13 protein-coding genes are annotated in these 11,694 nt (G+C 67.0%); 3 read left to right on the top strand and 10 right to left on the bottom strand.

Going from position 1 to position 11,694, the window contains the following annotated elements; translation table 11 throughout:
* Window positions 1-37: 37 nt before the first annotated feature.
* Together IB259_RS14705 and IB259_RS14700 are read left to right on the top strand one after the other, a co-directional pair.
* A complete protein-coding gene (locus tag IB259_RS14705) occupies window positions 38-1,012 on the top strand; it encodes a tripartite tricarboxylate transporter substrate binding protein (protein ID WP_054452027.1) in 975 nt (324 codons plus the stop codon).
* A 40-nt stretch (window positions 1,013-1,052) separates the two neighbouring features.
* Window positions 1,053-1,616, top strand: a complete 564-nt coding sequence (locus IB259_RS14700; RefSeq protein WP_192329383.1) for a hypothetical protein — start codon at window positions 1,053-1,055, stop codon at window positions 1,614-1,616.
* A gap of 14 nt (window positions 1,617-1,630) precedes the next feature.
* Here the strand turns inward: IB259_RS14700 and IB259_RS14695 are convergent, their stop codons facing one another.
* From IB259_RS14695 to IB259_RS14665, 7 genes are all read right to left on the bottom strand, one after another.
* Window positions 1,631-3,043 carry a PLP-dependent aminotransferase family protein gene (locus IB259_RS14695; protein WP_054452025.1) on the bottom strand — a complete coding sequence of 471 codons (1,413 nt, stop codon included), beginning with the start codon at window positions 3,041-3,043 and terminating at the stop codon, window positions 1,631-1,633.
* Window positions 3,044-3,071: 28 nt separating this feature from the next.
* On the bottom strand, window positions 3,072-3,215 hold the full coding sequence (locus tag IB259_RS14690) for a DUF2474 domain-containing protein (RefSeq protein WP_082400805.1): 144 nt from the start codon (window positions 3,213-3,215) through the stop codon (window positions 3,072-3,074).
* Window positions 3,215-4,222, bottom strand: coding sequence for a cytochrome d ubiquinol oxidase subunit II (gene cydB, locus IB259_RS14685; protein WP_125470129.1), 1,008 nt, complete (start codon window positions 4,220-4,222; stop codon window positions 3,215-3,217). Before cydB ends, IB259_RS14690 begins: the two co-directional genes overlap by 1 nt.
* 4 nt (window positions 4,223-4,226) lie before the next feature.
* Complete coding sequence (locus IB259_RS14680; protein WP_054452023.1) at window positions 4,227-5,663, bottom strand: cytochrome ubiquinol oxidase subunit I; 1,437 nt, start codon at window positions 5,661-5,663, stop codon at window positions 4,227-4,229.
* A gap of 300 nt (window positions 5,664-5,963) precedes the next feature.
* A complete protein-coding gene (locus IB259_RS14675) occupies window positions 5,964-6,659 on the bottom strand; it encodes an alpha/beta hydrolase (RefSeq protein WP_119450340.1) in 696 nt (231 codons plus the stop codon).
* A gap of 87 nt (window positions 6,660-6,746) precedes the next feature.
* Window positions 6,747-7,625: an EamA family transporter gene (locus IB259_RS14670; RefSeq protein ID WP_175180578.1), complete on the bottom strand. Its 879-nt coding sequence runs from the start codon at window positions 7,623-7,625 to the stop codon at window positions 6,747-6,749.
* Between the two features lie 18 nt (window positions 7,626-7,643).
* Complete coding sequence (locus tag IB259_RS14665) at window positions 7,644-8,261, bottom strand: nitroreductase family protein (RefSeq protein WP_175161305.1); 618 nt, start codon at window positions 8,259-8,261, stop codon at window positions 7,644-7,646.
* A gap of 138 nt (window positions 8,262-8,399) precedes the next feature.
* On the opposite strand from IB259_RS14665, the gene IB259_RS14660 reads away from it, so the two are divergent.
* A complete protein-coding gene (locus IB259_RS14660; RefSeq protein WP_175180580.1) occupies window positions 8,400-9,296 on the top strand; it encodes a LysR family transcriptional regulator in 897 nt (298 codons plus the stop codon).
* A gap of 22 nt (window positions 9,297-9,318) precedes the next feature.
* On the opposite strand, the gene phbB is transcribed toward IB259_RS14660, so the two are convergent.
* From phbB to IB259_RS14645, 3 genes are read right to left on the bottom strand one after another with little or no spacing between them, the layout of a single operon-like run.
* Window positions 9,319-10,065 (bottom strand): acetoacetyl-CoA reductase, encoded by a 747-nt coding sequence (gene phbB, locus IB259_RS14655; protein ID WP_192329380.1) that lies wholly within the window; start codon window positions 10,063-10,065, stop codon window positions 9,319-9,321.
* Window positions 10,055-10,522 (bottom strand): hypothetical protein, encoded by a 468-nt coding sequence (locus IB259_RS14650; protein ID WP_082400836.1) that lies wholly within the window; start codon window positions 10,520-10,522, stop codon window positions 10,055-10,057. The genes phbB and IB259_RS14650 overlap by 11 nt, the downstream gene beginning before the upstream one ends.
* Before the next feature lie 47 nt (window positions 10,523-10,569).
* Window positions 10,570-11,694, bottom strand: a complete 1,125-nt coding sequence (locus IB259_RS14645; RefSeq protein ID WP_059371289.1) for an ABC transporter permease — start codon at window positions 11,692-11,694, stop codon at window positions 10,570-10,572.

Genomic DNA, 11,694 nt, shown 5'->3' with positions numbered 1-11,694 from the left:
GACGGCGCCGCGACCGACAACAAACCAGGAGACTTCAATGTTCCGCACTTCCTTGCTGGCGCGTGCCGCGCTGGCCGCCTGTCTGCTGCCGGCCTTGCCGGCGCAAGCCCAGTCCTTCCCCTCGAAGCCGATCACGCTGGTGGTGCCGCATTCCGCGGGCGGCACTTCGGACATCCTGGCGCGCACCGTTGCGGCGGAGGCGGCGAAGACGCTGGGGCAAACCATCGTCATCGACAACAAGGGCGGTGCCAACGGCACCATCGCCGCCAAGCAGGTGGCGATGTCCGCGCCGGACGGCTACACGCTGCTCTTGGCAACTGCCAGCACGCACGGCATCAATCCGTCCTTGTACTCGCGGATTTCGTACGATGCGGTGAAGGACTTCACGCCCGTGACGCTGCTGGCCACCGTGCCCAATGTGCTGGTGGTGGGCAAGCAGGTGCAGGCTGCCAATGTGCAGGAGCTGGTCGCCTACATCCGTTCGCAGGGCGACAAGATCAACATGGGCTCGGCCGGCGCGGGCACGCCCGGCCATCTGGCCGGCGAGATGTTCAAGAGCGCCGCGAAGCTCCAGTTCACGCACATCCCCTACAAGGGCGGCAGTCCGGCCATCACCGACCTGATCGGCGGCCAGATCGACTTCATGTTCACGACCATTCCCGGCGTGCTGCCGCACGTAAAGGCCGGCACGCTGCGCGCGCTGGCGGTTACCTCGCCGCAGCGTTCGCCCGCCATGACGGATATCCCCACCATGGCGGAATCGGGCCTGCCGGGCTTTCAGGCCGTGTCGTGGCACGGCATCGTTGCGCCGGCGGGCACGCCGGACGCGGTGGTCGCCACGCTGAACCAGGCGTTGAGCGGCGCGCTGGCCGCGCCGGCGGTCAAGCAGCGCCTGATGGAAGAGGGCGCGCAGGCCTCCAGCCTGAACACGGCGGCGTTTGGCGCCTTCATCCAGAGCGAGATCGCGGCCTGGGCCAAGGCCATCAAGGATTCGGGCGCCACGGCGAACTGATACCGGGGGCGTAGAGCGGGGCAGTGTCCTAGAATGACGCATGCTTATTGCCCTGCTCACCACGCTGGCCCTGGCAACGGGCAACGCGGCTGCCTTCGAACTTTCCTGCTTCTATGCGGACAAGACCGACGAAGGCGCATTCGGCCACGCGGAACAGTGCGCCCGCGAGGACGGCGGCGGCATCGTCTTCAACCCCGAAATCTTGCGCCGCATGCAGTTCGGCGCCGATGGTCTGGCGCCCGCGGCCGTCGCTGGCTGGCGTTGGGTGCGGCCGGATGGCCGGTCGGTGTCCGTGATTACCTACGACAACGGCCCGGACGAGTTCGAGGAAGGGCTGGCGCGCGGGCGCAGGCCGGAAGGCATGGCCTACTACGACAAGCAGCTGGACCTGGCGCTGGCCACCTCCTATGCGTGGGCTGAGCCTTTCAGCGGCGGTCTGGCCGCAGTGTGCAGCCATTGCGTCAGCGTGCAGGATGGCGAGCATTCCGTGATGGTCGGCGGCGATTGGGGCGCCATCGACCGCAAGGGCGTCCTGGCGCTGCCCCTGCGGCCGGACGCTGCGTCCTTGCGCAGCGATCTGGAGGCCGCGAGAAAGCGCCGCTGAACGACGCTCGCGGATCAGCCGCCCGCCAGCAGCTTGCCCAGCGTCGCCATGCCTTGCTCCATTTCGGGATTCCAGGGATGGCCGCCGTTCAGCCTCAGGAAGTTGCCGAAGGCGCCTGACGCTGAAAACAGCGGACCCGGGGCGATGCTGATGCCGTGTCCCAGCGCGGCGCGGTGCACCTTGAGCGTGTCGATATGGGCCGGCAGCTCCACCCACACGAAGTAGCCGCCCAGCGGTCGCGTGGCGCGCGTGCCCTTGGGGAAGTAGCGGGCGATAGCTTGCAGCAGTTCCCCTTGCTGCTGGGCCAGCGCCTGGCGGAATTGCCGCAGGTGACGGTCGAAACCGCCTTTTTCCAGATAGGCTGCGATGGCCGCCTGGGTGGGCGCGGCGGTGGCCAGGCTGGTGGTGAGCTTGTTGCGCATGATGCGCCGCGTGTAGCGGCCGGCGGCCACCCAGCCCACGCGGTAGCCCGGCGCCAGGGTCTTGGAGAACGAAGAGCAGTGCATGACGATGCCATCGCGATCGTAGGCCTTGGCGGGGCGCGGACGCTGCTCGCCGAAGTACAGCTCGCCGTAGACGTCGTCTTCGATCAACGCCACGTCGTGGCTCGCAAGCAACCGCACCAGCGCTTCCTTCTTGTCGTCGGGCATCAGGCTGCCCAGCGGGTTCTGGAAGGTGGTCATGAGCCAGCAGGCTTTGGGGCGGTGGCGCAGGATGGCCTGCTCCAGCGCCCGCAGGTCTATGCCTTCGCGCGGATGCGTGGCCACTTCGATGGCGTGCAGGTGGTTGCGCTCCAGCGATTGCAGCGCGGCGTAGAAGGTGGGGGATTCCACGATGACCGCGTCGCCGGGCTCGGTGACCGCCGCCAGGCTCAGGTTCAGCGCGTCCAGCGCGCCGTTGGTGATGATGATGTCGTCCACCGGCACCGACATGCCGTCGGCCAGGTAGCGCAGCGCGATGGCGCGGCGCAGCGCCGCGTCGCCCGGACTGAGGTCGTCGATCGAGCCCCAGGGGTCCAGGCGCTGCACCGTGGCCGCCATGAACTTCGCCAGGCGTCCGTAGGGCAGCAGCGACGGGTTGGGAAAGGCCGAGCCAAAGGGCAGCATGTCGCGGCGCAGGGTGGCGTTGAGCACCTGCAGCACGTTGTCGCTGACGTCCACCGGATGGCGTCCGGCGCTGGCGCTGGACAATCCGTCCAGCTCCGGCAGCGTGGCGTGCGGCGCGCGCAGCACGTAATAGCCGGAGCGGTCGCGCGCCCGGATCAGGCCGCGGGCTTCCAGCAGGTAGTAGGCCTTGAACACCGTCGACGGGCTGACCCCGCGGCTGGCGCTGGTCTGCCGTACCGAGGGCAGGCGGTCGCCCGCCTGCAGCAGGCCCGATCGGATCGAGGCGGTGATTTCTTCTGTCAGCCGTTCATAGCGCTTCATGGGGCGGGTCCGTTTGCGTGGGTCGTATTCAGGTCGACATGCCGATGGATCTCATCACCAGGCGCAGCGCATAGGCCGCCACGCCCAGGGCCGCGACACTGCATGCCCAGATCATCGCCAGCCAGAGCAGGCGGCTGCGCCATGAGGGCAGGGAGGATTGGGAGCCGTTCATCAGTGGAACTCCTCGCCAAGGCGCACCTTGCCCCGGAACACGTAGTACGACCAGGCGGTGTACATGAGAATAATCGGAATGATCGCCAGCGCTCCCACCAGCGCGAAGCCCAGGCTTTGCGGCGGCGCGGATGCGGTCCAGATGGACACGTCAGGCGGGATGATGGCGGGCCAGATGCTGATGCCCAGGCCGCTGTACCCCAGGAACAGCAGCGCCAGCGACAGCACGAAGGGGCCGGCGTTGGGCATGCCCTTGACGCGGCGAATGAGATCGAAGCCGGTCACGGCGACCAGCAACGGCACCGGCAGGAACCAGAACATATTGGGCAGGCTGAACCAGCGCTGTGCGATCTGCGGCTGCGCCAGCGGCGTCCAGACGCTGAGCGCCGCGATCACGGCCAGCAGCAGCAGCGTGAGCGGACGGGCGATGTCGCACATGTGGCGGTGCAGGCGGCCTTCGGTCTTCATGATGAGCCAGGTGCAGCCGAGCAGCGCGTAAGCCACCACCAGCCCCGCCCCGGTGAAGAGCGAGAACGGGCTGATCCAGTCCCAGGCGCCGCCTTGATAGGCGCGGTCCACGACCGGGATGCCTTCGATGTAGGCGCCCAGCGTCACGCCCTGGAAGAACGTGGCGCACACGGAACCGAGCACAAAGGCGCGGTCCCACAGCGGGCGGTGATGCTCGTCCGCCTTGAAGCGGAATTCGAACGCCACGCCGCGGAAGATCAGGCCCAGCAGCATGAATACCAGCGGCAGGTGCAGCGCGCTCAGGATCACCGAGTAGGCCAGCGGGAACGCGGCCATCAGGCCGGCGCCGCCCAGTACCAGCCAGGTCTCGTTGCCGTCCCACACGGGCGCCACGGTGTTGACCATGACGTCGCGTTCCTCGCGATCGGAGATCAGCGGAAAGAGGATGCCGATGCCCAGATCGAAGCCATCCATGATCACGTACATCATCACGCCGAACAGGATGATGACGGCCCATACCAGTGCAAGGTCGATGCCCATGGCCTCAGACTCCCGAATGCTTGCGTTGCGCGGGCTCGATGCCCGCCAGGGTGGAGGCGGCCGACAGCGGCCGCGAGGGCTGGCGCGGTTCCCCCGGGCCGCCCGACAGCGGCGCGTGGCCGGGGGCGGGGCTGGGGCCCATGCGGATCAGGCGCAGCATGTACGAGACGCCGGCGCCGAACACCAGCAGGTACACCACCACGAACAGCGCCAGCGTCAGCGTCAGTTCGCCCAGTCCGTGCGGCGTGGCCGCGTCGGCGGTGCGCATGACGCCGTACACCACCCAGGGCTGGCGGCCGATTTCCGTCACGTACCAGCCGGCCAGGATGGCGATCAGCCCGGAAGGTCCCATCCACAGCGCAAACCGGTGCAACCAGCGCGATTCGTACAGCCGGCCACGCCAGCGCGACCACGCGGCCCAGAGGGCGAGCGCGATCATCAGCATGCCCAGGCCCGCCATCACGCGGAACGACCAGAACACGGCCGTGGCATTGGGACGGTCTTCGGGTGGATAGGACTTCAGGCCCGGGAACTGGCCGTCCCAGCTATGCGTGAGGATCAGGCTGCCCAGGCGCGGAATGTTGACCGCGTAGCGCGTTTCCTCGCGCTCCATGTCGGGGATGCCGAACAGTGTCAGCGGCACGCCAGCGCCAGGCTCGTTTTCCCAATGGCCTTCGATGGCCGCGATCTTGGCGGGCTGGTGCTTGAGCGTGTTCAGGCCATGGAAGTCGCCCACCACGGCTTGCAGCGGGGCCACCAGCAGCAGCATGCCCATGGCCATCGCGAACATCTTCTTCACGGCGGGGCTGCGGTCGCCGCGCAACATGTGCCAGGCGCCGGATGCGCCCACCATCAGCGCGGTCGCCAGGAACGCGGCGATGCCCATGTGCGCTAGGCGGTAGGGGAAGGACGGATTGAAGATCACGGCCAGCCAGTCCGTGGGCACCACGCGGCCGTCCAGGATTTCATAGCCGGCGGGCGTCTGCATCCAGCTGTTGGAGGCCAGGATCCAGGTGGCCGACACCAGCGTGCCCAGCGCCACCATCACGGTCGAGAAGAAATGCAGGCCCGGCCCGACGCGCGACCAGCCGAACAGCATCACGCCCAGGAAGCCGGCTTCCAGGAAGAAGGCGGTCAGCACTTCATAGGCCAGCAAGGGCCCGGTCACGCTGCCGGCGAAATCGGAGAAGAAGCTCCAGTTGGTGCCGAACTGATACGCCATCACGAGGCCGGACACCACGCCCATCCCGAAGTTGACGGCAAAGATCTTGGTCCAGAAATGGTAGAGGTCGCGGTAGACGGTGTTGCGCGTGCGCAGCCACAGGCCTTCCAGCACGGCGAGATAGCTGGCCAGGCCGATGGTGATGGCGGGGAAGATGATGTGAAACGAGATGGTGAAGCCGAACTGTATTCGGGCAAGCAATAGCGCGTCGCTATCCATGGCGGTATTCCTGACTTCTTCGCCAGCGCGCCTCAACCGCCACAAGACGGCGTGCGCTGACGGGTGTTTGACCTACACCGTGAAGTTAGAGCCGCAGCCTGGATCAGTACAGATTCAGAGCATGAATAAAAAAGCGGATCAGTTTGGATGGATTGCTGGAAGAAAATGGGCTTTTCATAGGGAGAACATCTGTGCTGCAAGTCTTGCGAAGACGATGAAGTTACAAAAAAAGCAGCACAGAAAAGGCGGGTGCGTCCCCTGATACGCTGGTTTTGAGTGCGCAGCCCGCCAGGCCGGCGCCTAGGATGCGCAGGCGCGCGCCGCTTCGTCGATCAGGCCGGCCACCTCGGCGGCGCGCGACGCAAGCGATGCGTGGCTGGCGTCCAGCGTGATGGTCTTGCGGGTGTTCAGGCGCGCGGCCATGCGCGTCTGGTTTTCGGGGGCGATCATCCGGTCCTGGCTGGATATCTGGTACCAGGACGGCTTGCTGCGCCATGCGGGGACGGACACCGTTTCGCCGAAGGCGCTGGCCAGGGGCGCCTTTTGCGTGACGGCCATGACCAGGCCCTCGTCGGCGGACAGGTCCTGGCAGAAGCTCTCATGGAACTTGTCGGCGCGCAGCCAGAGGTAGCCGTCGCTGTCGGGCGCCAGGTTGGGCGCGGCCGCGGGCAGCATTTCTTGTGTGATGCCGCCCGGGCTTTCTCCCGCGTCCGGGGCGAAGGCGGCGATGTACACCAGGCCGGCCACGTTGGGCTGGTTGCCGGCTTCGGTAATGACCGCGCCGCCGTACGAATGGCCCACCAGCAGCACGGGGCCCTTCTGCTGCGCGATCATTTTGCGCGTGCGTTCGGCGTCGCCGGCCAGGGAGGCCAGCGGCATGTCGACGGCGTGCAGGTCTTGATAGCCCTTGCGCGCCAGTTCCAGGATGACGCGGCTCCAGTGGGCGGCGCCGCCCCAGAAACCGTGCACAAGAATGATGCTGGGTTTGCTGCTCATGATGCGGCTCCTTCCTCGGGATGGAGCAACGATCATGCGCCGGCCAGGACGGCGCCGCCACAACTATTTGCGGCGGCGCCAGTGCCGTTACAGCGGACGCGGGGCTGGCGCGACGGCGGCCGCACGCTGGGCGCGCTGGCTCAGCCACACGCTGGCGACCACGATCACCATGCCGGCGATCTGCGCGGCGCTCAGCTGCTGGCCCAGCATGCCCCAGCCCAGCAGCACGGCGGTAATGGGGCTGAGAAAGCCCAGCGAGGAGACCACCGCGGGCTCCAGCCGCGCTACGCCCCGGAACCAGAGCACATAGGTCAGCGCCGCGCCAATCAAACCCAGGTAGGCGATGCCGGCCACGTTAAGCGCCGTGAGCGGCGGCAGGGCGGGCTCGGCGGCGAAGGCCAGCGGCGCCAGCAGGATGCCGCCCGCCGTCAGCTGCCACGATGTGAAGGTGAGCGCGGATACCGGCGGCTGCCAGCGCCGGCTGAGTACCGTGCCCAGGGCCATCGAGGCGGCGCTGATCAATCCGGCCGCAATGCCTACCGGGTCCAGCGCGGCCTTGGGCGTCAGCACCAGCAGCGCCACTCCGCCCAGGCCGCCCAGCGCCGCCAGCACCGACAGGCCGCGTACGGGTGTGCCCAGCAGGCTGCGTGCCAGCAGTATCACCACCAGCGGCTGGACCGCCCCCAGCGTGGCGGCCACGCCGCCCGGCAGGCGGTAGGCCGCCACGAACAGCAGAGCCCAGAAAACGGAAAAGTTCAGCGCGCCCAGGATGAAGGCGCGCAGCCACCAGATGCCTTGCGGCAGTTGGCGCACGATCAGCAGCAGCAGGAAGCCGGCCGGCAGCGCGCGCAGCATGGCGACCGTCAGCGGATAGTCCTGCGGCAGCATCAGGGTGGTGACGACGTAGGTGCTGCCCCAGATGGCGGGCGCCAGGGCAGTCAACAGCAGATCGGAACCGCGGTTCATGGTCATGCTCCGGCTAGCTCAGGCAAGTTCAAGCACGTCGTGGACGGGGCGGCGCGGCTTCTGCGGCCAATTGCCTTCCTGCGCGTAGCCCATGGCGACCAGCATGACCGGCACCTCCTCCTGGCGCAAGCCGAAGGCCTGGGCCACGCCGGCGGCGTCAAAGCCGGTCATCGGGCTGGCGGCCAGGCCTTGGGCCTGTCCTGCCAGCATCAGGGTGGAGGCGCCGAAGGTGGCGCTGCGCACGGCCTCGTCGCGCTGCGTCTGCGGCGAGTCGGCATAGAGGCGGCTGGCCGCGGCTTCCCAGGATGGCACCATGGCCGCGGGCATGAAGCCCGCGTCCACGGACGGTTGCAGGCGGTCGGCCATCCAGGCGGCCTGGGGCAGCACGCCCAGCACGATGAAGGTCACCGCCGATTCGCTCACCTTGGGCTGGTTCCACGCCAACTCGCGCAGCCGGCGCTTGCCCTCCTGGCTGCGCACGGCGATGAAGCGCCAGTTCTGCAGATTGAAGGCGGTGGGCGCGCGGGTGGCCCAGGAGACCAGGGTACGGATGATGTCGTCGTCCACGCCGCGGGCGGGATCGAAGAAGTTGGCGGAAACGCGTTGCGCGATTGCGTCGGTCAGGGCGTGGTTCATGGCTGCCATCCTTGGGATTTGCTGAGATTGCCGGCTCGCCATATGCGCGCCGTCTCCATGTCCACAGGCTAATTGAATCCTTGTTTGGCGATAATATCCAATTCAATGGCAATATCATTCACCAATAGTGAATAATCTATGGATCATCTGACGGCGCTGAGGGTGTTCAGGCAAGTGGTGGAGCGGGGCGGCTTCGCAGCCGCGTCGCGGCAGATGGGCCTGTCGCCCGCCGCGGTCAGCAAGAACATCGCCGAACTGGAAACCCACCTGGCGGCGCGCCTGCTCAACCGCACCACCCGCCGCATGAGCCTGACCGAAGCCGGCGCGCGCTACTACGAACAGGTGGCGCGCATCCTGGACGACCTGAGCGAAGCCGAGCAATCGCTGGGGCCCTTGCAGCAGGCGCCGTCGGGCACCTTGCGGGTCAGCGCGCCCATGTCGCTGAGCCTGGTCCGGCTGTCCGCCGCCATGCCGCGCTTCCTGGAGCGCTATCCGCAGGTATCGCTGGACCTCAACCTGGAGGACCGCCGCATCGACATCGTCAAGGAAGGCTACGACCTGGCTATCCGCGGCACCGACCGGCTGGAGGATTCCAGCCTGGTGGCGCGCAAGCTGATGACGCTGGACCACGTGCTCTGCGGCGCGCCGGCCTACTTCGAGCGCCATGGCGTGCCGGCCTCGCCGCTGGCGCTGCGCAACATGGAGCGCGTGCAGTTCACCTTGTCTGGCCACGCGGACGAATGGACCTTCAAGCGCGCGGGCGAGACCGAACGCGTGCCGGTGCGGGGCCGCTACAGGGTGAGTTCCAGCCTGGCGGTGCGCGATGCGCTGCGCGCCGGTTTTGGCGTCAGCCTGGTGCCGCGCGTGTACGTGCAGCAGGACCTGGACAGCGGCGCGCTGCAGGCGGTGCTGCAGGATTGGAAACCCGACGAGACCTACGTGTATGCGGTGTATCCCTCGCGCCGCCACATGGTGGCCAAGGTGCGCGCCTTCGTCGACTTCCTGCTGGAAGAACTGGGCGCGCCGCGGGAATGAGCCGCGGCGGCCCGTAGCCGCATCAATACATGTGCTGGCCGCCGTTCATGGCGACATTGCTACCGGTCATGAACGCCGCGGCATCGCTGCAGATGAAGGCGACCAGCGCGCCGATCTCTTCCGGGCGGCCGAGCCGGCCCAGCGGGATCTGCGGCAGGATCTTCTCCTTCAACACCTCTTCGGGCACGGCCTCCACCATGCGCGTCGCCAGGTAGCCCGGCGATACGGTGTTCACCGTCACGCCTTTCCTGGCCAGCTCCAGCGCCAGGGATTTGGTGAAGCCGTGGATGCCGGCCTTGGAGGCCGCATAGTTGGTCTGGCCAAACGACCCCTTGGTGCCGTTGACGGACGAGATGTTGACGATGCGGCCCCAGCCCCGGTCGGCCATGGCGCCGCATAGCGGCTGCGTCATGTTGAACATGGAGTCCAGGTTGCCGCGCAGCACGTCCGTCCAGTTTTCGTGACTCATCTTGCGCAGGCTGGCATCGCGGGTAAGGCCGGCGTTGTTGATCAGGATGTCGATCTGGCGGCCGTCTTCCTCCAGGCGCCGCGCCAGCGCCTGGCACGAGTCGTAATCGGCCACGTCCACCCTGTACATGGCGTAGCGGCGGCCCTGGGCCGCCTCCGCGTCCACCCACGCCCGCGCGGCGTCTTCGCTGGAGTGGTAGGTGATGATGACCTGGTGGCCGGCATCGTGCAGGGCGCGCGCGATGGCTTGCCCGAGGCAGCCGGCCCCGCCTGTGACGAGCGCAGTGCGTTCAGCCGTCATGATGGGATCCCGGTTGGCTTGCGTCGCGCATGGCCGAGCACGCCGACGCCATCTGGTTCGACAGCGTCTTCCAGATCTGCGCCATGGGGGTGTCTTCGATGCCCATGGCGCCGCCGGTGGCCTGCTTCAGCCAGCCTCGCATTGCTTCGCTCATGCCGGCGGCCAGGGTGGCCTGTTCTTCGAGCAGCGCGTGGGTGATGGCCTGGCTGGCTTCAAGCTGGCTTTGCCATTGCTTGCGCGTCATTTCGCCCAGCGCGGGCGCGATCTCTTGCCAGTTGCCGGATTGTTGCAAGGGCGCCAGTGCGGCCAGGTATTGTTCCGCGTTGCCGCCGGCCAGGCGGCGGCCCAGTTCAACCCAGCGCTGCTGGCTTTCCTGCGCAAGCTGCGCCATGCGCTGGCAATAGGCGGCATTGGCGCTGGCAAGGCCCTGAGGCGTGGAGGCAGTGGTTTTCTTCATCATCCGTCCTTTTAAGAGAGTGGTAAGGGGTAACGAACACACAGGCCTCAAGCCATCTGGCTGAGGGTCTTGCGAAAGCGCGCCAGCGAGAACGCGAACAGGACCGAGCCTATGAGCGCCAGCGCCAGGAAGGGTTGCCACACGACGCTCAAGCCCGCGCCGCGGTAGAGAATGGCCTGGCCGAGTTCCACGAAGTGAGTGGTGGGAGCGGCCAGCATGATGTCCTGTACGAACTGCGGCATGCTTTCGCGCGGCGTGGTGCCGCCCGACAGCATTTGCAGGGGCAGCAGCACTAGTACAAGCAACATGCCGAACTGCGGCATGCTGCGCGCAAGCGTGGCCATGAATATGCCCATAGAGGTCGTCGCGAACAGGTGCAGCGCCGCCCCGACCAGGAACAGCGCCACCGATCCTTCGATCGGCACTTGCAGCAAGCCGCGTACCACGAAAGTCAACGATAGCCCAGCAGATGCCAACACCACCAGCCCCATCGACCAGACCTTCGCGACCATGATCTCGGTCGGCGTCACCGGCATGACCAGCAGGTGCTCGATGGTGCCGTGCTCGCGTTCGCGGATCAGCGCGGCGCCGGTCAGGATGATGGACAGCATGGTGACGTTGTTGATGATCTCCATCAGCGCGCCGAACCAGGCCTGGGTCAGATTGGGGTTGAAGCGCATGCGCACCGCCAGCTCCACCGGCAGTTCGGTGGGCGCGCGGTAGCGTTTGACGAACTCGTTGATCTCGTCGCTGATGATCTGCTGGATGTAGCTGCTGCCCGTGAACGCCTGGCTCATGCGGGTCGCGTCCACGTTGAGCTGGATTTCAGCGGGCCGGCCGGCCAGCACGTCGCGCTGGAAATTGGGCGGGATGTTGACCGAGAAGGTGTAGCGCCCCGCGTCCATGCCGGCATCGGCCTCGGCCGAAGTCGTTACTTCCGGCGGTGTGAAGTGCGGGGGATAGAAGGCCGACGTGATGCGCGCGGACAGGGGCGAGACGTCCTCGTCGACCACGGCGATGGGGGCGTTGTGCAAGGTTTCCGGCACGGCCGTGGCGGCGGTGTAGATCATCAGCGTGAACGACACGAGGATCAGGATCAGCATCATCGGGTCGCGCGCCAGGCTCCACAGCTCCTTCACGCCCAGGCGGTAGATATTGGCCAGGTGCCGCAT

The organism is Achromobacter sp. ACM04 (assembly GCF_014851465.1).
Lineage (GTDB): Bacteria > Pseudomonadota > Gammaproteobacteria > Burkholderiales > Burkholderiaceae_B > Achromobacter > Achromobacter aegrifaciens.
The sequence above is the reverse complement of the archived record's forward strand: the minus strand, read 5'-3'. Positions and strand labels throughout refer to the sequence as shown.

Excerpts from the sequence above, each read along its gene's own strand:
- IB259_RS14650 (WP_082400836.1), bottom strand. The coding sequence starts at position 10,522 with ATGAAGAAAACCACTGCCTCCACGCCTCAGGGCCTTGCCAGCGCCAAT.
- IB259_RS14675 (WP_119450340.1), bottom strand. The coding sequence starts at position 6,659 with ATGAGCAGCAAACCCAGCATCATTCTTGTGCACGGTTTCTGGGGCGGC.
- IB259_RS14680 (WP_054452023.1), bottom strand. The coding sequence starts at position 5,663 with ATGGATAGCGACGCGCTATTGCTTGCCCGAATACAGTTCGGCTTCACC.
- IB259_RS14665 (WP_175161305.1), bottom strand. The coding sequence starts at position 8,261 with ATGAACCACGCCCTGACCGACGCAATCGCGCAACGCGTTTCCGCCAAC.
- IB259_RS14700 (WP_192329383.1), top strand. The coding sequence starts at position 1,053 with ATGCTTATTGCCCTGCTCACCACGCTGGCCCTGGCAACGGGCAACGCG.
- IB259_RS14660 (WP_175180580.1), top strand. The coding sequence starts at position 8,400 with ATGGATCATCTGACGGCGCTGAGGGTGTTCAGGCAAGTGGTGGAGCGG.
- IB259_RS14690 (WP_082400805.1), bottom strand. The coding sequence starts at position 3,215 with ATGAACGGCTCCCAATCCTCCCTGCCCTCATGGCGCAGCCGCCTGCTC.
- IB259_RS14670 (WP_175180578.1), bottom strand. The coding sequence starts at position 7,625 with ATGAACCGCGGTTCCGATCTGCTGTTGACTGCCCTGGCGCCCGCCATC.
- IB259_RS14705 (WP_054452027.1), top strand. The coding sequence starts at position 38 with ATGTTCCGCACTTCCTTGCTGGCGCGTGCCGCGCTGGCCGCCTGTCTG.
- IB259_RS14695 (WP_054452025.1), bottom strand. The coding sequence starts at position 3,043 with ATGAAGCGCTATGAACGGCTGACAGAAGAAATCACCGCCTCGATCCGA.
- cydB (WP_125470129.1), bottom strand. The coding sequence starts at position 4,222 with ATGGGCATCGACCTTGCACTGGTATGGGCCGTCATCATCCTGTTCGGC.
- phbB (WP_192329380.1), bottom strand. The coding sequence starts at position 10,065 with ATGACGGCTGAACGCACTGCGCTCGTCACAGGCGGGGCCGGCTGCCTC.
- IB259_RS14645 (WP_059371289.1), bottom strand. The coding sequence starts at position 11,694 with ATGCGGCACCTGGCCAATATCTACCGCCTGGGCGTGAAGGAGCTGTGG.